This window comes from Sphingobium sp. AP50 (assembly GCF_900109095.1).
Taxonomy (GTDB): domain Bacteria; phylum Pseudomonadota; class Alphaproteobacteria; order Sphingomonadales; family Sphingomonadaceae; genus Sphingobium.
Genome location: NZ_FNYZ01000001.1, coordinates 864,992 through 887,525, shown reverse-complemented (window position 1 = coordinate 887,525; position 22,534 = coordinate 864,992). Strand labels below are relative to the sequence as shown.

The following is a 22,534-nucleotide window of genomic DNA, read 5'->3' as shown; positions in this document are numbered from 1 at the left end:
CGTCGCCTGAGTCGGCGTCAGATCGATCCCTTGAACGTGTCGCACTGCGCGGGATCGCCGGTCGACAGTCCCTTGCGCAGCCATTCCATCCGCTGCGCGCTGGTGCCGTGGGTGAAGCTCTCCGGCACGGGGCGGCGCCCGGCGGCTTTCTGCAATGTGTCGTCGCCGATCGCTTCGGCCGCGCGCATGCCTTCTTCCAGATCGCCTTCTTCCATCAGATTGGTGTCGCGGGCCGCCCAGACGCCGGCATAGCAATCGGCCTGTAGCTCCATCTTTACCTGAAGCGCATTGCCTTCCGCCTCGCTCGCGCGCTGCTGCGCCTTGCGGATCTTGTCCGCCTCGCCGGTGATGGTCTGGATATGGTGGCCGACTTCATGCGCGATGATATAGCCGATCGGGAAATCGCCCGGCGCGTTGAAGCGGGTTTCCATCTCGTTGAAAAAGTCGGTGTCGAGATAGATGCGCTGATCGGCGGGGCAATAGAATGGCCCCATCGCCGATTGCGCCGCGCCGCAGCCCGACTGGCCATTCTGGCTGTAGAAGACCAGCGTCGGGGGCGGATATTGCTGCCCTTCCGCCTTGAAGATGTCGGCCCAGCGCCGTTCGGTCGATCCCAGCACCTTGAGCGACGTGCGCTGCACATCGGTCAGTTCCTTGGTCGCGGGGCGCTCTGTCTGCACGCTCGACTGCTGCCCGCCGCCGCCGATCAGGCTGAGCGGGTTCATGCCCATCACCACCATGATGATCAGCACGACGGCAATGCCGCCGCAGCCGAACCGGCTGCCGATCAGGGGCAGAAGCATGCCAAGGCCGCCACCCAGCCCACCGCCGCCCATTCCGCCGCCGCGGCCCTCCTGCACTTCGAAATGGCTGCTTTCCTGTTCGTCGTCGAGCCGCATCGCGTCCTCCCTTTCCTCCCCTGCCTACGCCATTCCCGGCGCGCGGAAAACCGCCTGCGCAAGACAAGGTTGCGGCAGAGGCCTGAATTGTTACGAGACATTAAGTTGGAATGCCGCCGCCAATGCCTATATTGCACTGCGACATGGCAGATATCGAACCCCAGCAAGCAGAGGCCCGCCGCCCGCGCCGTGCGCGGACGCCGCTCTCCCTTCCCCGTGAAATCGCGCTGTTGCTTCAGGGTGGCGGCGCGCTCGGCTCCTTCCAGTCGGGCGTCTATGAGCGGCTGGACGAACTGGGGGTCGACGTCACCTGGGTCGCGGGCATTTCGATCGGTGCCGCCAATGCCGCGATCATCGCGGGCAATCCGCCCCATCGGCGGCTCAGTCGCCTGAAGAAATTCTGGTACACGCTGTCGGGCGGCATGCCCAACATGATCCTGCCGGAAATCGACCATATCCGTGAAGCCGCGCATCTGGGCGCGGCCGCCACGGTCGCCGCCTTTGGCGTGCCGGGCATGTTCCGCCCGCGCCTGTGGCCCGCGACCCTGATGCCCGAAGGCAGCGCCGGGGCGATCAGCTTCTACGACACCGCCCCGCTCAAGGATACGCTGGACGCCTGTGTCGACTGGGATCTGCTGAACGACGGACCGGTCCGCCTGTCGGTCGGCGCGGTCGATGTGGAAACCGGCAATTTCGCCTATTGGGACACGCGCGGCCCCGGCGGCAACACCCGCATAGACGCGCGCCACATCATGGCGTCGGGCGCCCTGCCCCCCGGCCTGCCGCCGATCGAGATTGACGGGCGCTGGTATTGGGATGGCGGCATCGTGTCCAACACGCCGCTGGCCCATGTGCTCAATCACCAGACCGAAGACATGCTGGTGTTTCAGGTCGATCTGTTCCCGGCCGAAGGGCCGATGCCCCGCCAGATGACCGACGTCTATTCGCGGATGAAGGATATTCAATATAGCAGCCGCACCCGGCAGGTGACGGATCAGTATCTGCGCCTGCGCCGCGAACATGGTGCGATCCAGTGCCTGCTCGACAAGCTGCCGCCCGAATTACAGGACAGCGCCGAAGCGCAGAAACTGCGCGAGATGCTTGATGGCGGATCGGTGAATATCGTCCATCTGATCTATCGCTCGCGCAACTGGGAAAGCGGCGCGAAGGATTTCGAATTCTCCCGGTCGACCATGCTCGACCATTGGAGCCAGGGCCGCGACGCGGTGGAGGAAGTGATGCACAAGGGCGACCTGATTGCCCGCAACATCCTCGATGGCAAGAGCGCGACCTTCGACCTCGACGCACCCAATCATCTCAAGGAGAAGAAGGCATGAGCAAGTCGCTACAAGGCAAGACCGCCCTGATCACCGGATCGACATCGGGCATCGGGCTTGCCTATGCCAAGGCGCTGGCGGGTGAAGGCGCCAATGTCGTGATAAACGGCTTTGGCGACAAGGATGCGATCGAGAAGGAACGACTGGGGCTGGAAGCGCTGAGCGGCGGCAAGGCGCTCTATTCGGGCCATGATCTGACCAAGGTCGACCAGATCGAGGCGATGATGAAAGAGGCGGCCGAAACCTTTGGCGGCGTCGACATATTGATCAACAATGCCGGCATGCAGCATGTCGCCCCGGTCGAGGAATTTCCGCTCGACAAATGGGATCTGATCATCGCGCTGAATCTGAACGCGGCGTTCCACACCACCCGCCTTGCCATCCCCTATATGAAGGAAAAAAAGTGGGGGCGGATCATTCAGACCGCATCGGCCCACTCGCTGGTCGCCTCCCCCTTCAAGGCGGCCTATGTGACGGCCAAGCATGGCCTTAACGGCTTCACCAAGACGGTGGCACTGGAAGTTGCAACCTTTGGCATCACCGCCAACTGCATTTCGCCCGGCTATGTCTGGACCCCGCTGGTCGAAAACCAGATTCCCGACACGATGAAGGCGCGCGGCATGACGCGCGAGCAGGTGATGAACGACGTGCTGCTGGCCGGCCAGCCGACCAAGCAGTTCGTGACGGCGGAGCAGGTGGCCGCAACAGCGCTCTATCTGTGCAGCGATGCGGCGGCGCAGGTAACGGGCGCGAATCTGAGCATCGACGGGGGCTGGACGGCGCAGTAAAGCGCAGGATCTTTCTATCAGCCTTGGCCGGAGACGCTGGTCTTCGGCCAAGGCATAAGACAAGTCCTTGAGCTTGTCCTCAATATTCCATATCTTGTGGACAGGAAGGTATCTCCATGTCCAAATCCATGACATTGAATGTCCGTGTCAGTGGCACGCTAGGTGATTTCGTCGCCGCCAATGTCGGAGAATCCGGCAGCTATGAAAATGTCAGCGAATATGTCCGGGATCTGATCCGGCGCGACAAGGCGCGGGTCGAAAGCGAGCATCTGGGGCGGCTCAAGGCGGAACTGGCTATAGCCTTCGCAGCGCCAGAGAGCGATTATCAGTCGCTGGATGCGGACGCCGTCATCGCCCGCAACGGACGAACCTGATCTTGTGACCGGCTATCGCGTTCAGCAGATGGCCGGCCGTCGGATCGACGACATCTACCTCTATACGCGGGAAACATGGGGTCAGGACCAGGCAGAACTTTATATTCGTGGCCTCTTTCAGCGATTTGAAGATATTGCCGCGCGGCGTGTCGCCTGGCGGGCCGTGCCGGCGGAACTCGGCGTTCAGGGCTTCTATTGTCGCTATCAGCGCCATTATATTTATTGGCGGCTATTGTCGGATGGCGCCGTGGGTATCGTGACGATCCTGCATGAGCGGATGCACCAGATGGATCATTTCCGGCAGGATGCGTCCAACTGATCCATACGGAAAACTCGATCATGGCCCGCTGCCTAATCCCCCTTCCCGTCGGCGCGTCTCTCCGCTAGCCAGACGGTCGTAAAATAAGGGGAATATCATGCGCTTGATCACCAGCCTCGCCGCCATGGCGCTGGCCCTGTCTGCCACTGCCGTACAGGCGCAGGAGGATAGCAGGAGGAAGGACGATGCGGCGGAAAGCCCCGTCGCCGCTCCAAATGTGTCCGTCACCCATCATAAAGGCGTGTTCGGCGGCAAGGCGATCAGTTACACCGCGACTACGGGCGAAACCTACCTCAAGGACAAGGATGGCAAGCCGCTCGCGGCCATCTATGCCACCTCCTATGTCAAGGATGGCGGCGACAAGACGCGGCCCATCACCTTCCTCTATAATGGCGGCCCCGGTTCCGGATCACTGTGGCTGCATATGGGCGCCTTCGGCCCCAAGCGCGTGGTGCTGCCCGATGCAAAGGATGATGGCGCGCCGCCCTATCCGGTCGTGGACAATGCGGAATCGCTGCTGGACGTCACCGATCTGGTCTTCATCGATCCGGTCGGCACCGGCTTTTCCCATGCCATCGGCAAGAAGGACCCCAAGGATTATTGGGGCGTGTCGGCCGACGCGAAATCGATATCGGACTATATCCGCCTGTGGCTGAACGAGAATGGCCGCTGGTCGTCGCCCAAATATATTGGCGGCGAAAGCTATGGCACGACCCGTTCGGTGGCGCTGATCAACGAACTGGAAGGCACCTATAATGACGTCGCGGTGAACGGGATCATCCTGATCTCGACCATCCTCGACTTCGGTGCCACGGCCGAAGTGCAGGGCAATGAAATGCCCTATATCATCAACCTGCCGTCGATGGCGACGACCGCCTGGTATCACAAAAAGATGGGCAATCCGCCCGCGACCGTGGCGGAAGCCGCGCAGCAGGCCCGCGCCTTTGCCATCGGCCCCTATGCCGCCGCGCTGCTGAAGGGCAATGCCCTGCCCGCCGAAGAACGGGCCAGCGTGCGCGCCGAACTGGCGCGACTGACGGGGCTTTCGGAAGCGTTTGTGGATCATGCCGAATTGCGCATTTCGCCCGGCCGCTTCTACAAGGAATTGCTGCGCGACAAGGGCGTGAGCATCGGCCGACTCGACACGCGCTACACCGGCAAGGATTATGACGCGGCGGGCGAGGAGCCGGACAATGATCCCAGCTTCTACGCGATCGACGGCGCCTATACCGCCGCAATGAACAGCTATGTGCGCGATGAACTCAAGTACAAGACCGACCGTAGCTATGTGACGATCGGCGGGGTCAGCGGATGGGACTGGAAGCTGGACGGCAAGAGCGGCCGGGCGAGCGAAGTCTATGGCAGCGTGGCCCCCTATCTGGGCAAGGCGCTGCGCGAGAATAGCGGCCTCAAGGTCTTTGTCGGCCAGGGCTGGTATGACTTCGCGACGCCCTTCTTCGGCGCGGAATATGCGATGAGTCGGACCGGATTCGATGCGTCGCGCATCCAATATCATTATTATGATGCCGGCCACATGATGTATGTCCGCCCCGACGACCTGCACAAGTTGAGTGCGGATATAAGGGCGTTCATTTCGGCGCGTTGATAATAGTTGATAAAAGCCCTAGGGTCGGCGCTGGAGATTAGAGATATGATCAGCGCCGATCTGGGCAAGCAACTGGAAGCCTTTGTGGCCGGGTTGGTGGAAACCGGCCGCTATAACAGCAAGAGTGAAGTGCTGCGCGAAGGCGTGCGCCTGATTCAGGAGCGGGAGACGCGACTGGCTGCGCTGGATGCATCGATCATGCGTGGGATGGCCGATGTCGATGCAGGCCGTACCAAAAATGCCGCCTCCGTCTTCGACCGACTGGAAAGCAAATATCGCGCCCTGCCCGACGGCGCTGAATGAAGGTCGAACTGACCGCCGAAGCCGAGCGCGATCTGGAAGCGATTGCGGACCATATCGCGCTCGACAATCCGGCCCGCGCGATCGGCTTCATTCTGGAACTCAAGGACAAGTGCCTTGGCCTGGCCGACTATCCCAGAGCCTTCCCGGTTGTGGAACTTTATGCCCATCTGGATATCCGGCGGCGGGTGCATGGACGGTATCTGATCTTTTACCGGGTTGAAGCACAACGGATCGTCGTGCTGCATATCCTGCATGGAGCCAGCGATTATCTCGACTGGCTCGACACCGATTGAGCAATGCCAAAGCGGTAACAATCCCCCTTCCCCGGCCATAAAATCCCCTTATGCTTCGGATCAGCAAGGGAGATTCATGAATATGCGCCACGCGCTCACGGCCATTCTGGCCGCCGTCAGCCTATCGTCCATCGCCAGCGCCCAGACTGCGCCGGAAACGCCCGCCCCTACCCCGCCCGCAGCCGCCCCGGCGCAAAGCGAGATCGGGGCAGCGGTGGCCAAGGATATGGACGGGCTGATGACGCTCTATCGCGACCTGCATGCCAATCCCGAATTGTCGTTGCAGGAAGTGAATACCGCCGCGAAGCTCGCCAAGCGACTGAAAGCCCTGAAGTTCGACGTGACCGAGAAGGTCGGCGGCACCGGTGTCGTCGCGGTCATGACCAATGGGTCCGGCCCAACGCTGCTGATCCGTGCCGACATGGACGGGTTGCCGGTGGTCGAGCAGACCGGCCTCGACTTCGCGTCGAAGGTCCGTACCAAGACGCCCGAGGGCGTGGAGACGGGCGTGATGCACGCCTGCGGCCATGACACGCACATGACCGCCTTCATCGAGACGGCCAAGCTGATGGCCGCGCGCAAGAAGGACTGGAAGGGGACGCTGGTGATGATCCTCCAGCCCGCCGAAGAAGTGGGCAAGGGCGCCCGCAACATGCTGGAGGACGGGCTCTATACCCGCTTCCCGCGCCCGACCCACGCCATCGCCTTCCACGATGCCGCCAATCTGGAGGCCGGCGTGGTCGGCTATACGCCCGGCTATGCGCTGGCGAACGTCGACAGCGTCGACATTTTGGTGAAGGGGCTGGGCGGCCATGGCGCCTATCCGCAGACGACGAAGGACCCGATCGTGCTGGGCGCGCGGATCGTCACCACGCTCCAGACGCTGATCAGCCGGGAACAGGACCCGCAGGACCCGGCCGTCGTCACGGTCGGCAGCTTTCAGGCCGGGGCCAAGCATAATATCATCCCCGATCAGGCGAAGCTGTTGCTGACGGTGCGCAGCTATTCCGACGAGACGCGCGCGAAGCTGATCGAGGGGATCAAGCGCGTGTCACGGGGCGAGGCGATCGCAGCCGGGGTGCCGGACGACAAGATGCCGGTGGTGACGGTGCAGGATGAATTCACGCCCTCCACCTACAACCCGCCCGAATTTGCCGAGCAGATGGCCGGCCTGCTTAAAGGACATTTCCCCGACGGTCGGGTGATCAAGACCCCCGCAGTGATGGGCGGCGAGGATTTCGGTCGCTTCTATCGCGCGGACAAGTCGATCAAGAGCTTCATCTTCTGGGTGGGCGGCGTGCCGGCGGACAAGATGGCCGCATCGGCCAGTGGTCAGGTGACGCTGCCGTCGCTGCACAGCCCCTTCTGGGCGCCGCAGGCCGACAAGGTGATCGCCACCGCCAGCGAGGCGATGACCGTGCTGGCGCTGGATATATTGAAGAAGGATTGAGGTTCGCGACGCGCCTGAGCGGGGGCTGATGGCTTTCGCTCAGGCGGTTCGGCGGTCCAGCATCGCGACATAGGCACGGATCAGCGCCAGCGCCGTCAGCGCCACGCCGACGCCCAGGATCATGTCGATCAGATAATGGGTGCCCTCGACCGGGGTGGACAGCAGCATCGCGGCGTTCAGGGCGACGATCGGCCAGCGCAGCGTGGCCATATGCCAGCCCGCGACGATGTAGAGCATAGCAGCGGCGGTGTGAAAGCTGGGCGCCGACACGATCCCGCGCAACTGCCCCAGATCCACGACATGGACGCTATGCGCGCGCAGCGCCGGGATGAGGCCGGATTGCCACAATTCGCTTTCGGGCATGTAGCGGATCGGTTCGTGCCACAGATAGGAGAAGGGGCCGACCGCCGGCATCAGGCTGAACAGGATCAGCGTGATCACCGCCGCCAGCCAGAAACTGCCCATGAAGCGCCAGGCGCGGTCATATTGCCCGGCGCGCGCGAAATTCCAGAGGAGCAGCGCGGGCGTGACATAGATGCTGCGATAGGCGACCGTCCCGGCAAACTGGAGCGTGGGGGAATCCGCCGCCAGCCGGTACCAGGCCAGCCAGTCAAACCCCAGCGCTTCGTCGATCCGTTGCAGTAGCGGGTCGGCATAGCCATGGGTCAGCGCCGCCACCGGGTAGCTGGCGGTCGCGCCCATCAGCGAAATGAGCATGAACAAGCCGACATAGAGGCTGAAATGGGCGACGGGCAGCGCATGGCGCCAACCGGTGCGGGGCAATCCGAAACGCAGCGCCGCCGCGGCGATGAACACCGCATAAAAAGGCAGGTTGCTCGGCAGGAACGGATCGATCCGGAGCTGCGCGGCATGCATCAGCGCCGCGAGCAGCAGCATGCTGAAACCCAGCGCGATCAGGAAATGCCGCCCTATTTTGGACTGCGCGCTTCCCACGGACGGCCTGCCGATCGGCATCGCCGCTGCTGTGGCCAGACCTGCCGCATCGGGCATGGACCAGGAAGGCTGCATCGAAGGCATCGCATTATGTCCGGGCGTGGGATGGGAAAGGCGGAAGGAAACATCCGCCCATCGGCTATCCTCGCTTAAGACGGGATGAACCGAATGAGGGACAGGATGAACAGATCCGCCTTTGCTGATGCGTTCCTGTTCGTGCAACCGGAAACATCCACAGTACGGGATAGGCATTGCCTTAAGGAAAGCCCGTTCGCCCTGAGTAGGGACTGAGCTTGTCGAAGACCCGTATCGAAGGGTCTGGCGTACCCTATCCTTCGATACGCCGCTTCGACTTCGCTCAGCGGCTACTCAGGACGAACCGACGGCAGTGGCATTTAGTGCAGCGCTCTCCAAATCATAGCTATCGGGCGCGACCAATTTCATTCTGTCGCGCCAGTCGAGGATCAGGCGCCGAAGCCGCCGTCGATCGTGTGCAGCGCGCCGGTGATGATGCCCGCTTCCGGGCCAGCGAGATAGGCGGCGAGGCCGGCGATTTCCTGTCCCGTGGCATGGCGCTTGATCGCCATGAAGCCGTGCATCAGGCTGGCCATCGGGCCGTCGGACGGGTTCATGTCGGTGTCGGTCGGACCGGGCTGGATGATGTTGACGGTGATGCCCCGCGCCCCGAAATCGCGGGCCAGGCCACGGGCCATGCCCTGAAGGGCCGACTTGGTCATCGCATAGGCCGCGCCGCCTTCAAACGGCATCCGGTCGCCATTGACCGATCCGATGACGATGATCCGGCCGCCGTCGCGCATCTGGCGGGCGGCCTCCACGGCGGCATGATAGGGCGCGCGGACATTGATATCGATCATGCGGTCGACGGCATCGGCGTCCAGCGTCAGCGGATCGCCCAGCACCAGCGCGCCGGCATTGACGATCAATATGTCGAGCGGCCCCTGCGCCGAGACGACACCAATCACCGCCCGCCGATCGGCGGCGTCGGACTGGACCGGGGTTGCGCCAGTGTCGACGGCAAGCGCCTGCGCAGCGTCATGCGATCCCGCATAGGTGAAGGTGACATCGGCGCCATCGCCCGCGAAGCGGCGCACGATTGCCGCGCCGATGCCCCGACTGCCGCCGAGAATGAGGGTCTTTTTGGAAGATAAGTCGGTCATGGGAAGCATCCTTGATGAATTTGTAATGATCGCTATATAAATCAGCGAACGAACGGGTCAAGGTATTTTGTAGTGATCGATAAAGAAAAATCGAAAGGCCGTGGTCGCCCCCGCGCTTTCGATCGGGACAGGGCGCTGGATCAGGCGCAGGCGCTGTTCCATGCGCAGGGTTATGAGGGCATCGGCGTTGCTGCGCTGGCGCAGGCGATGGGCGTCAATCCGCCCAGCCTCTACGCCGCCTTTGGTAGCAAGGCGCAGTTGTTCGAGGAGGTGCTGAACCGCTATGCCCGCAGCGCGTTGCCGGTCGACACACTATTGGTGGAAGATGCGGAACCGGCCGCCGCGCTGACCGCATTGTTGCGGGTGGCTGCCGCCATCTATACCGCCGATCCGCAGGCGCCCGGCTGTCTGGTGCTGGAAGGCGCACGCGGGGCCGACCCGGACGCCGCCCTGCGCGCAAGGGTCTGGCGAGAGGCCAGCGCGGCGCGGATCGCCGCTTTCGTCGCCCGCACCCATGAAGGCAAGGCCGCAATCGTGAGCGATTATATGGTGTCGATCATGTCCGGGCTTTCGGCCGATGCGCGGGCAGGCCATGATGTCACGCGGCTGACTGCGGTCGCCGATATGGCGGGGCTGGCGCTTCAGGAAATGCTGACGAAGGCCGGTTAATCGGCGATGTCGCTGGCAACCAGGGTCGTTTCCTTGCGGTCAACCGACCAGAGCCGATTCCTGACCTTGGGGTCCCAGTCGATCGCCTGTCCGGGCGAGGCGATGCCGATCGTCCGTTTCCATTCCAGCACCGACCCCGCTTCCGGCAAGGCGAGTTCGTACATTTCCGGCCGGTCGTGCCCCGTGACATAGAGGCGGCCGTCCGCGCTCCAGCTTGCGCCTGAACAACTGAACGGTGCGAACCGGGCCAGCACCTGTTGCGGGAAGGTCCAGGCGGCCTCCTGCCGGAAGGCGTCGTCCATGCGCACCAGCAAGGTGTAGCGATAGTCCCTGTTCGGCTCCCCGCCCTTGCCCGCATAATTGGCGTAGACCGCCCACCATTTGCCGGCATCGCGATCCAGCACGGTCAGCGATCCGGGGCCAAAACCCAAGCTGACGGTGCGCAGGTGACGCAGCGTCTTCGTATCGAAAATCTCGATCGCGCTGGTCTGGGGCACGGCGGGATAGTTGGACGCGGCGCAGACCAGTTCCCGGCCGGACACCGTGCAACTGTTCATATGCGGGAACAGTCGGCGTTCCCCCTGCCACTGGGCGATACGCTCGCCGGTGGCGATGACATATTTGCCGATCCGGTCATTGTCGATCGCATAGACATGGATACCGTCGGACGCGACGCCCTGCCGCGCTTCGGGCGCCGGCAGGCGCAGCGCAACCGGTGCGGGCGATGGAGAGGGCGCGTCATTTTCCTGCGCCTGCGCCTGCGCCTGCGCCATGCCGACGCATGCGATGGCCGACAATGCCATGCCAATCGCTTCACGCCGCATCACTTGCTCCCGTCCAGACATATCCCGCCGGTAGGGCGGGATTGCTACAGAAAAAGGACGATCCGCCTACCAGCGCAAGGCAGCATTGAACATCAGGGCGCGCGCCTGATCGGCTGCACGTATCGGGCCTGAAAGAGGCTGGTCGGCCAGGCGGCCGCTCATCAACTGGTCGGGATCGGTAAGCTGCAGGCCAATGCGCGGCGCGCGCGGATCGGCCGGGACATAATCGATGCCCGCTTCGACCCGCACCGCCCGCCTGCCCTGCCCCCATGCCGAACCGCTGGTGCGTGCGGCCGTCACCGTCCCGCGCCAGGGGCCGCGATGCCATGATCCGCCCAGTGCCAGACGCTGTTCGGCGGTACCATTGTCCAGTTGCGCCCGATCATAGCGCAGTTTCCAGAGCAGATTGCGCGACAGGCTGTGTCCCGCCTCCAGCGCCATGCCGCGTAGCTGGGTCGACCCCAGGTTGCGGGGCAGATAGGCTTGCGACGCGAAGGCAAGCCGGTCCCGCACCTGTCCGTCATAGGCGGCCAGTTCCAGCCGCAGTGTCGGCGTCATCCAGCGCAGGGCGACGCGGGTCCGACTGTCCCGTTCGGGCCGCAAATCATTTCGAAGCGCGCGGAAGGTCGGCATATCCAGCCCCAGCGCGCCGATCCGGCCGATATCACCATAGGCCCGCACCGTCTCGCGATAATCGGCGCGCATCGTCAGGCGCGGCGTGACGGCGAATGCCAGCTGTGCCGAAGGCAGGAAATCGTCGCGCACGCGCAGATCATCACGGCTGTAGGGGGACGTGACATTCACCGCCTTGCTGCTGAACTTCACCGCCTGCCACCCCAAATTGGCCGACAGCCGATCATCGATCGACGGTAGATCGAACAGCAGGTCGACCATGCGCGCGCTGCTGCGTGGTTCGATGCCGGTCCTTGCCGCACCGAGCGCGGCGAAACGCCGCCGCCGCCGCTGCAAGGCCAGATGCAGGTCAGCCGGCTCGGCTGGGGCGGTCGTCAGTTCGATGGCATAAATGCGCGCGGGACGCTGAGAGGGCGGCAGCAGAGGCGCGGGATGAACAGCGATGCTCACCCGCGGCTTGAGCGCAAAATGGCCATGATCGGGCCAGATCGTCTCTGCCATCGCGGCACCGGGCAGGCCTGCGGTGGCAAGCCAGCAAGCAAGGGTGCAGGCAAGCGGCGCGCGCATCAGCGGCGCTCCAGTGATGCGAAGCGGATGGTAGCGCCACCCGACGCATAGCTGAGCGCATAGCCGACATGATCGGACAGGCGTGTCGCCTTCGGCCCGCCGAAGGGCACCTGCGCCTGCACGACAGGCATCGCCGATCCGGCCGCATCGCGGGCGAACAGCCAGTCCTTGCCGCGATCGATCGCTTCGCCCAGATCGTGCCGTTCGGTCGGATCGGACAGGAGCGCATCACCGAGCGCACGCCGCCCGCCACCCAGCGGCAGCGCGACGAAATCCATGCTGGCCCGCGCCATTTGACCGAAAAAGGCGGCGACCCGTTGCCGGTCGCCGCCGATGTTGAAGTCGCCCCCCAGGATCATCATCCGGTCACGCGGCACATGGCGGTTGACGAAAGCCGCCAGCAAGCCTGCCTGACGGTCGAAGGCGCGCAACGAGCGCGCAACCGGCACGCCGGCCGCCTTACGCGCATTGAGATGACTGTTGACGATCGCGACCGGTGCGGCAACGCCGGGCACGCGCAGATGCGCGATCATCGCCCCCTTATTGGCGAGACAATCGAAGCCGGCACAGGCAAAGGCGGGATAGGCAATGCGATCGACCGCCATGATCGGCCAGTCGGACAGGATCAGCAATCCGCTGCCCATGCGCTTGCCGATGGCTTCACCCCGGTCCCAGCGCGCATCTTGCAAAAAGGCCTGATCGGCAGGCAAAGGAGTGACCGGACTACGCATCGCCACATCCGGGCCAGCCGCGACATGGGCATAGCCGGCGCGACGCGCAAATTCCACCGGATCGGCAATGAAGGCTTCCTGCAACAACAGGATATGGGGCTGCCGCCGCTGTGCGCGCAAATCGGCCAGCCGGTCGGCGATCTGCCCCAGCGCCTCTTCCCGCCCGAAGGCGACCGGCCAGGGCAGGCCCATGACATTATAGGTCATGACCGACAGCGGCAAATCCGGACCGGGCGACGCGGTCGGCACCGCGCCGAGCGCGCCCGGCGAACTCGCACTGGGTGAACTGGCGGCAAGCAGGACCGTCAGACTTGCGAAAAACAAGGCGCGCAAAGGTTTCGACATGATTTCAGACCCCCGCCGTGCCACCTAGCGCGCGCCTGGGTCATGCCGATGTCGCCGTCGTGGCGAAGCGGTGAAGGTTGCAAGTCAATGATCGTCACCGCACCGACGCGGGACTGTCATTATTGCGCCTATCTATTGCGGGCGATGCCCCTTGCGCCATTTGGTCCACAGATGGCGGGCCAGCATCAGCGGCGGCATGCGCAGCCAGTGGGACCGGACATAGAAAGCGAAGACCAGCAGCTTGCGCGTCTCCTGCCCCCAGCCGTCGCGGGCGAGCAGGCGGGCGCGTACGAGGCGATCCCAGAGCGTGAGGCGTGCGCCATGGCCATAGAGCGCGTCGGCCAGCCTGCGCGCCTGCGCGACATGGCGCGCCAGTCCATGATGGGCGGCCCTTGCCTTCAATGCGGCGCGATCCGTTTCGGGCAGCAAGCAGTAGATATCCCACAGGTTGCGCAGCCCGCCCTGCAGGTCGCCATCCGCCAGCATATGGGCGGCGGCATGGACGACGCGATCCTCCGCCGACAATATATATAATCCATCAGTAATAGGAACGGCGTCCGCGATCATCGCCGCCGCGTCCGGGGTCTGGCGCGCGGTCAACGGCAGCACGGTATGGTGGACGTCGATCAGCCGGTCCCGCTCGATATGGATCAGCGGCGGCAGTTCATGCATCCACTGGCGATAATAGGCGTCGTCATAGGCATCTTCCTTCACCCATTCCCAGCCCGCGCCGATCAGCGCCTGTTCTACGGCCCCCATCGCTTCACGGGGAACCAGAATGTCGAGATCGCCGATGAAGCGGCCCTGGCCTGCCTGCAAATCCGCCGCCGCATAGGCCGTGCCTTTGAGCAGGACGACCCGCAGGCCAAGCGGCGCGAGCGCGAGCGCGGCGCGATCCGCCTCCCACAGCGCCTGTTGCGCCTCGCGCGCGCTATCGCGGCGGGCATCGTCCAATATCGGGCGGACGGCCGGGGGGATGGCGATACCGTCCAGACGGCAGGCCAGCGTGCCGATCAACCGCTCCGCCTTCGCCGCCGCGATCAGCGCATTCCAGCCCGCCGCATCCAGCCCGGCGACACCGGTCGGTTCGCGCAGGGTACGGACCAGCAGCGCGGCGCTCATAGATGTTCCTCCCACAGGCGATCGACCATCTCGATCGCGGCATCGCCCGACGGGAAGTCGATGGCGCGGGCCGGCACCCCGGTCACGAAGCGGGTCAAAGCGGTAAAGGCCGGTTCGCCCAGCGCGACATAATTGGTCGACGCCTGCGTCAGGCGCATGAAAATCTCCCCCTGCCCCACCGCGCGCATCGCCGGATCATGGCCGAAACGGGGGAAGAGCAGCAGGGCAGGCATCGCCCCCTGCCCCATGCGCGCGACGGCATCGGCGCGGGGGATCATGTGGCGAATGTCGCCCTTTGCCGTCGCCTTGAGCAGCGGCCCCATACGGGTTTCGCCAACTTCCTGCGCGACGACATCGATCGCGCGATTCTTCAGGCTGACGAGACGAGGAAAAGGCAGGATCGCTCCGCTGTCGAGATCGAGCAGCGCAAATTCGTCGCCCATCAGCCGCCAGCCTCGCTCCCCCAGCAAAGCCGCCAGCGTCGATTTGCCCGATCCGGATTCGCCGGTCATCACCAGTGCGCGTCCGTCCTTCTCGACGCTCGACGCATGGAGCAGCAGGTGCCGCCGCCAGCCCAGCGCCATTTGCAGGTTCATTCCCATTTCGGCGGCCAGCAGGGCATGGGACAGGCTCATCGGCGCGGCGTCGGCCAGACCATGATCGCCGGTGATGAAGATGGAGGGCCGTACATAGCGGCGCAGCCGGCTGGTAGGCTGGAGCCGCACGGTGAAATCGGCGATTGCGCCGTGCATGTCAGGATAGGCGGCATAGAGGCGTGCCAGTTCGGCGATCGGTTGCGGCCAGGCGGAACCGATGCGGAAGGTGGCAGGTCCGATGCGCAGGGTGATGGCATGCTTCATGCCGGGCGCACCAGTCCCAGCGCGACCAGCGCGTCCAGATGGGCGCCGATTTCCCCGACCGCCTCTTCGCGCGGGCCGAGGTCGAACTCCTGCGCCAGCCGGTCATGCATCTGCGCCGCCGTCAGTTCTGCGCCGTCGGTCATCCGTTCCAATATCTCCGGCACCGGGCTGATCACCATATGGGTCTGGCCGGAACGGTGGTGATAGAGGAGGACAAGATCGTCGAGCGTGCAGACGGCAACCGCGTCGCGCACGTCCCGGCGATAGGCTTTGATCGCATCCAAATCCGGCATCCCTGGCTGATGTCTCACACGCTGTAGCGCGCAAGATGTAGCCAAGTGCCTAACGCATCAGGACAGGGCTGGCGATGGCTGGCGTGCCCGTGCGGGGGCATCGGCCAGCGATTCGAAGGCGCGCAGATAGCGGTCGAGCGCCCGGTCGACGCCATGATCGTCCACCGCTGCGGCGGCGCGGACAGGGCAGGATGGATGGGTCAGCGCCCGTTCGATCGCGCGGGCGAAGGCGGCGGCATCGCCCACCGGTGTTGCGGGATGCTGGGCCGCATCGGCGAGAATCGGGCGGATATTGGGCGTGCTGTCGGTCGCCACGACCTGGGCGCCGCAGGCCAGTGCTTCTATCAGCGTGGCGCACAGCCCTTCCCAGCGGGACGGCTGGAGCAGCAGATCGGCCTGCGCCATCAGGGTCGCCAGCGCTTCGGGACAGCCGACATAGCCGGCGAAGTCCACGCGATCGGCAATGCCCAGCGCCGCGCATTGCCGTTGCAGATCGGCCTGCAACGGTCCCTGCCCAACGATGGTCAGGCGCCAGTCGAGATGCGACAGCCATGTGAGAGCATGAAGCGCCGTCGCCTGATCCTTCTGCTCGGCCAGTCGACCGACCATCAGCAGGCGGTGCGGGCTGCCAGGCGCGCGCAAGGCACGCGCTGCGCGCGCGCGCTCCATCGCCGGCGTCACGGTCGGGCGAGGGAGCAGGCGAACATCGCCACTCTGCGCCAGCAGCGCGCGATCATGTTCGCCCATGACGATGGTCAGGTCCGACAGGCGCGCTATCGCCCGGAATTTGGCAAGCCGTGCCCAGGCGCCCGCACCGCGCTGACCGGGGCGCACGATCGGATTGGAAATGCGGCCAACCGCCCGCGTATCGCTGCCCAGCGTGGCGAACGCGACCAGCATATTGCTCTGGTTGCCGGCCGAATAGAGGATGGCGGGCCGATGCCGCCGCACCATGGCCGCCAGCGCCGGAAATTGCGCAATCATCGACAGGCGACGCACGCCGCCGGGCGATGGCACCAGTCGAACGGGCAAGGCGGGATCGATCAGATGCGCGGCAGGCCCATCGCGATGCGCCATCCACAATTCCACCGGCACGCCCCGGCGCAAAAGATGATTGGCCAGCAGGATGGCGACCCGGTCCAGCCCGCCATCGCCGGGTCGATAGAGATAGACAGCTACCGAAAATGCGCGCCCCGCCGGGCGGCTAACCTGAAACATCGCGCTGTCCTTGCCTTCAAAACACGAACCTGCGTGTTCGACGGCATCAACGCGAGATACCCGTATCGGTTCAATTCGCTACGGGCGCGCCTGTAACGGGATCAGCGTGGCATTTGCAGCGAGGCGTAGCAGGTAAAGCCGCTCGTCCCGCGCTGTAACCGGCGGATATAGTTCAGATAAGCCTGATTTTGCTCATAGCTGGTGCCGGGCAGGGGCCGGCCGCGCATCGCCTGTTTCACCTGTTCCCCGGTGAAGCTGCGGCCAGTGCCGGGAAAGGCGCCCTGTGTACCAGCCGGGACGAGTTGACCGCTGGGCGCGATATAATTTCCGGCGCGACCCTGATCGGGCACGGGGATGGTGCAGTTGAGCACGGAGGCCGCTGTATTGGCGAGCGCGGGGCGGATCGAGACGATCGCGGACGCAGCGGCAGCGCCGCCCATCAGCAACTGACGACGCGACGGCGTCAGCGAAATCGCGTCCTGCGGCTCCGCTGCCGGGCCTTCCTGTTCGGGCGTCGGTTCGCTCATTTCGTCCTTATCCGCGTATCACACTTGTCAAAGCGTAAAGATTGCACGCTATTGGGATCAGACATTCGCAGCAAATGCGCGACAAATCCAGCATGGTAACCATGAATCGACTGAGTATTTCACAGATTACCGCCTCCCTCGCCATGCTGATGCTTGGCACGGGCGGCGCCCTGATGCTGGGTGCGCATCCCATCAGCATCGCCCTGCCGGTACTGGCGGGGGTGCTGGTGCTGATCATCACGGCCGGCGATTCCGGGGTGAGGCCAGCTGCACCGCCCACGGTGATGCTGGACCAGACGGACCTGATCACCCATCCCGACTTCGCCAGCCTGCTGGAGGGGATATCCGATCCGCTGATGCTGGTAGAAAAGGGGCGGATCGTTCAGGCCAACCGCGCGGCGCACCGATTGCTGGGCGCGCATATCGAGGGGGAGGATGCGCGCATCGCCATCCGCCATCCCGCCGCCGCCGAACGACTGGCGAGCATCGCACCGCTGGCCGAACCGATCATGATCGAACTGGTGGGTCTGGGCACGCGCGACCAGCGCTGGCAGATGCGCGTGGCGCCGGTCGGCGCGGTGCGCGACATGCGCCGGCTCGTCCATCTGGTCGACCATAGCGGCACCCATGCGGCCGAGCGGATGCGGGTCGATTTCGTCGCCAATGCCAGCCATGAACTGCGCACGCCGCTGGCCGGGATATTGGGCTTTATCGAGACGCTGGCCGACCCGGAACTCGGCAAGGATACGGAAACGCGCCAGCGATTCCTGACCATCATGGATCGGGAAGCGCGGCGGATGCAGCGGCTGATCGACGATCTGATCTCCTTGAGCCGGATCGAATCAGAGAAATATCGTCCGCCAGATGCGCGGGTCGATCTGTCCGAACTGGCGGCCGAAGTGGTCGGGGTGTTCCGCTCCAGCCATGGCGATCGCGGCCGTGAGGTGGAGATGGAGATCGCGCCACAACTGCCGGTGGTTCAGGGCGACCGCGCGCAGTTGTCGCAACTGCTGCACAATCTGATCGGCAATTCGGTGAAATATGGCCGCCCCGGCACACCGATCCATGTCACCCTGAACGAAGGGCCAAGCGGCATGACCCGGCTGATCGTGGCGGATGAGGGCGAAGGCATCGGCCCGGATCACCTGCCCCGCCTGACCGAGCGATTCTATCGCGTTGATTCGGGGCGTAGCAGGGCGATGGGCGGCACTGGGCTGGGTCTGGCCATCGTCAAACATATCGTGGAGCGGCATCGCGGCCGATTCGACATCGCCAGCACATTGGGCAAGGGCACGACCATCACCGTGCTGCTGCCCCCGCCGGTGGAAGATATGTCGGGCAAAACCGACGAAAAGAAGCGCCCGTCGGCCCTTTCGGGTACAGTGTCATAAAAAGGAAACCTGACTGTCACAAAGGCGCGATGGTCCGCGACTAGGGCGCTTCCACAGGGGGGCGGCGACATGCGAATCGCGGCCTTGATGTATGGAGGTTCCCGTGAAGAAGTTCGCCTTGCTCGCCGCCACGACCGCGAGTGGTTTCAGCCTTGCCGCCTGCGGCGACCAGACCGGCGGCGCCGGCGCCACCCGCGACCAGATCCGCGCGGTCGGTTCCTCCACCGTCTACCCCTTTGCCACGGCGGTCGCCGAACTGTTCGTGCAGGGCAATGCCGGCATGAAGTCGCCGATCATCGAATCCACCGGCACCGGCGGCGGCATGAAGCTGTTCTGCGCGGGCGTAGGCGCCCAGCATCCCGACATTGAAGACGCTTCGCGCCGCATCAAGAAGTCGGAGTTCGAACAGTGCCAGGCCAATGGCGTCAAGGACATCATCGAAATCCAGATCGGCGTCGACGGCCTTGCCTTCGCTGAATCGAAGAAGGGTCCGGGCCTGAAGCTGACCCCCAAGATCGTCTATGAGGCGCTGGCCGCCAATCCCTATGGCAAGGGTCCGAACAAGGCCCAGACCTGGAAGGATGTGGACCCCAGCCTGCCCGCGATTGCCATCTCCGTCTTCGGCCCGCCCTCGACCAGCGGCACCCGCGACTCGCTCGCCGAACTGATCCTGGAAAAGGGATGCCAGTCGGACGAAGCGATGAAGGCGCTGAAGGAAAAGAGCGAGGACGAATATAAGGCCACCTGCACCCGCATCCGCGAAGACGGCAAATATGTGGACTCGGGCGAGAATGACAATCTGATCGTCCAGAAGCTGAACGCCAATCCCAACGCCGTCGGCGTGTTCGGCTACAGCTTCCTGGAAGAGAATAAGGACACGCTGAACGACGTGCCGATCAACGGCGTCGAGGCGACCTATGAAACGGTGTCGACCGGCCAGTATCCCGGCGCGCGCCCGCTCTACATCTATGTGAAGAAGGCGCATATGCAGGCCATTCCGGGCCTTCAGGCCTATCTGAACACCTTCGCCGCCAACTGGGCGCCCGACGGTGCGCTGACCAAGCGCGGCATGGTCGCCGCACCGGACGACGTGCGCAAGAAGAGCGCCGAGACGGTCAAGTCGCTGACCGTGCTCGACGGCTCCGACCTCAAATAAGCGAAGGCCTGATGACCGGACCAGCCATCCTCCTGCTGCTCGCGGGCCTGGGCGCCATCGCCTGGGTCAGCGCCCGCGCCCGCGCACTGCGGTTACAGACCGTCGCGCGGGCCACCGGGCGGCGTGACGCCGTCCACTCGCTGCCCGGCTATCATGGCTGGTATGTCGCGCTGTGGACGCTGATCCCCGCCGGCCTGTTCCTGGCCGTCTGGGCCAATGTATCCCCCGGACTGGTGACGCAGGCCGTTCTCGCCGATCCGGCGGCGCAGAGCCTGCCCGCCGATGCTTTCTCCCGCTCCGCCGTCCTTGGCGAAGCACGGGCGATCGCGGCGGGATTGCAGTCCGGCGCCTTCAACCCGGCGTCGCAGGCTTTGGTCGAACCTTATCGCGAAGCTCTGAGCACCTATGGTGTGGCCGGTGCCGTGCTGGCGCTGATTCTGGCCTTTGCCGGGGGGGCCTATGCCTTCACCCGCGTCCGTCCCGATTTCCGGGCACGCACGCGGGTGGAACGGCTGGTGATGGCGACCCTGCTGGTTGCATCGCTGCTGGCCATCGTGACTACGCTGGGCATCGTCGCCTCGCTACTGTGGGAAAGCTTCCGCTTCTTCTCCATGGTCAATCCCATCGACTTCCTGTTCGGCCTGAAATGGTCGCCGCAGTCGGCCGCCATGGGATATGGCAATGACGATGCGTTCGGCGCGGTGCCGCTCTTCTGGGGCACCATCTTCATCGGCGCGATCATCGCCATGATCGTGGCGATCCCGCTGGGCCTGATGAGCGCGGTCTATCTGACCCAATATGCCAGTTCGACCGTCCGCAAGTGGATGAAGCCGATATTGGAAGTGCTCGCGGGCGTTCCGACGGTCGTCTACGGCTATTTCGCCGCGCTGACCGTGGCCCCGGCGCTGCGCGATCTGGCCGTGTCGGTCGGCATCCATGGCGCCTCCTCGGAAAGCGCACTGGCGGCCGGTCTGGTGATGGGCGTGATGATCATTCCCTTCGTCTCCTCCATGGCCGACGACAGCATCGCCGCCGTGCCGCAATCGATGCGCGACGGCAGTCTGGCGATGGGCGCGACGACCAGTGAGACGATCACTCGCGTCCTCATCCCCGCCGCCCTCCCCGGCGTGGTCGGCGGCGTGCTGCTGGCAGTCAGCCGCGCCATCGGCGAGACGATGATCGTGGTGATGGCCGCTGGCCTTGCCGCCAACATGACCGCCAATCCCTTCGCCAGCGTGACCACCGTGACAACCCAGATCGTCCAGTTGCTGACCGGCGACCAGGAATTCGACAGCGCCAAGACGCTGGCCGCCTTCGCGCTGGGGCTGGTGCTGTTCATCGTTACCCTGCTGCTCAACATCGTGGCCCTGCGGGTCGTGAAGAAATATCGCGAGGCTTACGAATGAGCCTGCTTTCACAAGCCATCTCCGACCCGGAGTCCCTGATGACCCGTCCCACCCGAGTCCCAACCAACTGGAAGTCGGATGCGATGCGCAAGCGGATCGCCCGGCGCTATGCCGCCGAGCGCCGCTTCAAGCTGGCCGGTCTGGCCGCCGTCGCCCTGTCCGCTGCGTTCCTCGCCTTCCTGCTGTTCACCATGATGGGCAATGGCCTGCGCGGCTTCACCCGGACGGAAATTGCGTTGCAGGTCGACTTCCCGGCCTCGCCGCTGCTGCTCGATCCCAATGCCATCACGGACGAGGCGCTGGCGAACGCCAACCTGCCGATGGTGACGGGCGAAGTGGCAAAGAAGGCGCTGGGCGGCGACGCCGATGTGATGTTGTCGCCCACTGCGTGGATCAGCATCCGCGACGCGATCAAGGCCGATCCCAAGATATTGAGCCGCACCGAAACGATCCGCGTGCCCGCCTCCACCGCGATCGATCTGGCCGCCAAGAGCAAAGGTTCGCCCGAAGCCGAAGCGGAAGTCGCGCGGTTGAAGCAACAGGGCGTGCTGTCGACCGGCATCAACTGGAACTTCCTGACCGCCAGCGATGGCACTGATCCGACCCAGGTCGGGATCTGGGGCGCGTTCAAGGGTTCGTTGCTGACGATGCTGGTGACGCTGCTGCTCAGCTTCCCGGTCGGCGTGGCGACCGCCCTCTATCTGGAGGAATATGCGCCCAAGGCGTGGTGGACCGACATTATCGAAGTGTCGATCAACAATCTGGCCGCCGTTCCCTCGATCATCTTCGGCCTGCTGGGCCTGTCGATCTTCCTCAACTTCCTGCACCTGCCCCGCTCGGCTGCGCTGATCGGCGGTATGACGCTGGCGCTGATGACCATGCCGGTCATCGTCATCGCCGGGCGCAACGCCATCAAGGCTGTGCCGCCCAGCATCCGCGACGCGGCGCTCGGCATTGGCGCTTCGCCGGTGCAGGTGGTGTTCCAGCATGTCCTGCCGCTGGCTCTGCCCGGCATCCTGACCGGGACGATCATCGGCATGGCCCGTGCGCTGGGCGAGACGGCACCGCTGCTGATGATCGGCATGCGCGCCTTCATCGCCACGCCGCCGGGCGGGATCACCGACCCCGCTACCGTGCTGCCGGTGCAGATTTTCCTCTGGTCGGACGAAGTCTCCAAGGGCTTCGTCGAAAAGACCTCTGCCGCGATCATCGTTTTGCTGGTCTTCCTGCTCGCGATGAACGGCCTCGCCATCTACCTGCGCAACAAGTTTGAAACACGGTGGTAATCGAC

Annotated in this window: 24 protein-coding genes; 13 read left to right on the top strand and 11 right to left on the bottom strand. The window is 64.4% G+C overall.

The annotated features are described in order from the left end of the window. Positions 1-17 precede the first annotated feature (17 nt). Positions 18-899 carry a KPN_02809 family neutral zinc metallopeptidase gene (locus tag BMY84_RS04455; protein WP_093080971.1) on the bottom strand — a complete coding sequence of 294 codons (882 nt, stop codon included), beginning with the start codon at positions 897-899 and terminating at the stop codon, positions 18-20. Between the two features lie 143 nt (positions 900-1,042). Between BMY84_RS04455 and BMY84_RS04450 the strand changes: the two genes are divergently transcribed. The 8 genes from BMY84_RS04450 to BMY84_RS04415 all read left to right on the top strand — a co-directional run bounded on the left by BMY84_RS04450 (position 1,043) and on the right by BMY84_RS04415 (position 7,369). Further along, entirely contained in the window at positions 1,043-2,236 is a 1,194-nt protein-coding gene (locus BMY84_RS04450) for a DUF3734 domain-containing protein (protein ID WP_093080969.1), read from the top strand. After that, the gene (locus BMY84_RS04445; protein ID WP_093080966.1) at positions 2,233-3,024 is read left to right on the top strand and encodes a 3-hydroxybutyrate dehydrogenase; all 792 of its coding nucleotides are present in this window, start codon (positions 2,233-2,235) and stop codon (positions 3,022-3,024) included. The genes BMY84_RS04450 and BMY84_RS04445 overlap by 4 nt, the downstream gene beginning before the upstream one ends. A gap of 116 nt (positions 3,025-3,140) precedes the next feature. After that, positions 3,141-3,398, top strand: coding sequence for a ribbon-helix-helix domain-containing protein (locus BMY84_RS04440; RefSeq protein ID WP_177203890.1), 258 nt, complete (start codon positions 3,141-3,143; stop codon positions 3,396-3,398). Positions 3,399-3,402: 4 nt separating this feature from the next. Continuing rightward, complete coding sequence (locus tag BMY84_RS04435; protein ID WP_093080963.1) at positions 3,403-3,717, top strand: type II toxin-antitoxin system RelE/ParE family toxin; 315 nt, start codon at positions 3,403-3,405, stop codon at positions 3,715-3,717. 97 nt (positions 3,718-3,814) lie between these two features. Next, positions 3,815-5,323 (top strand): S10 family peptidase, encoded by a 1,509-nt coding sequence (locus tag BMY84_RS04430; protein WP_093080961.1) that lies wholly within the window; start codon positions 3,815-3,817, stop codon positions 5,321-5,323. Between the two features lie 45 nt (positions 5,324-5,368). Beyond that, entirely contained in the window at positions 5,369-5,626 is a 258-nt protein-coding gene (locus BMY84_RS04425) for a type II toxin-antitoxin system ParD family antitoxin (RefSeq protein ID WP_093080958.1), read from the top strand. Further along, positions 5,623-5,919, top strand: a complete 297-nt coding sequence (locus tag BMY84_RS04420; protein WP_093080956.1) for a type II toxin-antitoxin system RelE/ParE family toxin — start codon at positions 5,623-5,625, stop codon at positions 5,917-5,919. The genes BMY84_RS04425 and BMY84_RS04420 overlap by 4 nt, the downstream gene beginning before the upstream one ends. An 82-nt stretch (positions 5,920-6,001) precedes the next feature. Then, entirely contained in the window at positions 6,002-7,369 is a 1,368-nt protein-coding gene (locus tag BMY84_RS04415; protein ID WP_093081747.1) for an amidohydrolase, read from the top strand. Between the two features lie 39 nt (positions 7,370-7,408). Here the strand turns inward: BMY84_RS04415 and BMY84_RS04410 are convergent, their stop codons facing one another. Further along, on the bottom strand, positions 7,409-8,407 hold the full coding sequence (locus tag BMY84_RS04410) for a phosphatase PAP2 family protein (RefSeq protein ID WP_093080953.1): 999 nt from the start codon (positions 8,405-8,407) through the stop codon (positions 7,409-7,411). Positions 8,408-8,787: 380 nt separating this feature from the next. Beyond that, positions 8,788-9,501 (bottom strand): SDR family oxidoreductase, encoded by a 714-nt coding sequence (gene bdcA, locus BMY84_RS04405; protein WP_093080951.1) that lies wholly within the window; start codon positions 9,499-9,501, stop codon positions 8,788-8,790. 72 nt (positions 9,502-9,573) lie between these two features. On the opposite strand from bdcA, the gene BMY84_RS04400 reads away from it, so the two are divergent. Continuing rightward, positions 9,574-10,170, top strand: a complete 597-nt coding sequence (locus tag BMY84_RS04400; RefSeq protein ID WP_093080949.1) for a TetR/AcrR family transcriptional regulator — start codon at positions 9,574-9,576, stop codon at positions 10,168-10,170. Here the strand turns inward: BMY84_RS04400 and BMY84_RS04395 are convergent. The 8 genes from BMY84_RS04395 to BMY84_RS04360 all read right to left on the bottom strand — a co-directional run bounded on the left by BMY84_RS04395 (position 10,167) and on the right by BMY84_RS04360 (position 17,290). Further along, complete coding sequence (locus BMY84_RS04395; RefSeq protein WP_371262401.1) at positions 10,167-10,943, bottom strand: hypothetical protein; 777 nt, start codon at positions 10,941-10,943, stop codon at positions 10,167-10,169. The genes BMY84_RS04400 and BMY84_RS04395 overlap by 4 nt on opposite strands. A gap of 117 nt (positions 10,944-11,060) precedes the next feature. Continuing rightward, the gene (locus tag BMY84_RS04390; protein WP_093080945.1) at positions 11,061-12,194 is read right to left on the bottom strand and encodes a TonB-dependent receptor; all 1,134 of its coding nucleotides are present in this window, start codon (positions 12,192-12,194) and stop codon (positions 11,061-11,063) included. Further along, entirely contained in the window at positions 12,194-13,270 is a 1,077-nt protein-coding gene (locus tag BMY84_RS04385) for an endonuclease/exonuclease/phosphatase family protein (RefSeq protein WP_093080942.1), read from the bottom strand. The genes BMY84_RS04390 and BMY84_RS04385 overlap by 1 nt, the downstream gene beginning before the upstream one ends. Positions 13,271-13,402: 132 nt before the next feature. Further along, positions 13,403-14,392: a nucleotidyltransferase domain-containing protein gene (locus BMY84_RS04380; RefSeq protein ID WP_093080939.1), complete on the bottom strand. Its 990-nt coding sequence runs from the start codon at positions 14,390-14,392 to the stop codon at positions 13,403-13,405. Beyond that, complete coding sequence (locus tag BMY84_RS04375) at positions 14,389-15,252, bottom strand: HprK-related kinase A (RefSeq protein WP_093080937.1); 864 nt, start codon at positions 15,250-15,252, stop codon at positions 14,389-14,391. Before BMY84_RS04375 ends, BMY84_RS04380 begins: the two co-directional genes overlap by 4 nt. Then, positions 15,249-15,545 carry an HPr-rel-A system PqqD family peptide chaperone gene (locus BMY84_RS04370; protein WP_256215049.1) on the bottom strand — a complete coding sequence of 99 codons (297 nt, stop codon included), beginning with the start codon at positions 15,543-15,545 and terminating at the stop codon, positions 15,249-15,251. The genes BMY84_RS04375 and BMY84_RS04370 overlap by 4 nt, the downstream gene beginning before the upstream one ends. 57 nt (positions 15,546-15,602) lie before the next feature. Further along, positions 15,603-16,763: a glycosyltransferase gene (locus BMY84_RS04365; RefSeq protein ID WP_093080934.1), complete on the bottom strand. Its 1,161-nt coding sequence runs from the start codon at positions 16,761-16,763 to the stop codon at positions 15,603-15,605. A gap of 101 nt (positions 16,764-16,864) precedes the next feature. Then, positions 16,865-17,290, bottom strand: coding sequence for a hypothetical protein (locus tag BMY84_RS04360; RefSeq protein WP_093080931.1), 426 nt, complete (start codon positions 17,288-17,290; stop codon positions 16,865-16,867). A gap of 101 nt (positions 17,291-17,391) precedes the next feature. Here BMY84_RS04360 and BMY84_RS04355 point away from each other — a divergent pair, with 101 nt between their 5' ends. From BMY84_RS04355 to pstA, 4 genes are all read left to right on the top strand, one after another. Continuing rightward, the gene (locus tag BMY84_RS04355; protein ID WP_093081742.1) at positions 17,392-18,681 is read left to right on the top strand and encodes a sensor histidine kinase; all 1,290 of its coding nucleotides are present in this window, start codon (positions 17,392-17,394) and stop codon (positions 18,679-18,681) included. Positions 18,682-18,772: 91 nt separating this feature from the next. Continuing rightward, complete coding sequence (locus tag BMY84_RS04350) at positions 18,773-19,837, top strand: substrate-binding domain-containing protein (protein WP_177203889.1); 1,065 nt, start codon at positions 18,773-18,775, stop codon at positions 19,835-19,837. Between the two features lie 11 nt (positions 19,838-19,848). Next, positions 19,849-21,243 carry a phosphate ABC transporter permease subunit PstC gene (gene pstC / locus BMY84_RS04345; RefSeq protein ID WP_093080929.1) on the top strand — a complete coding sequence of 465 codons (1,395 nt, stop codon included), beginning with the start codon at positions 19,849-19,851 and terminating at the stop codon, positions 21,241-21,243. Between the two features lie 38 nt (positions 21,244-21,281). Next, positions 21,282-22,529, top strand: a complete 1,248-nt coding sequence (pstA, locus tag BMY84_RS04340) for a phosphate ABC transporter permease PstA (RefSeq protein ID WP_093081736.1) — start codon at positions 21,282-21,284, stop codon at positions 22,527-22,529. Positions 22,530-22,534 lie beyond the last annotated feature (5 nt).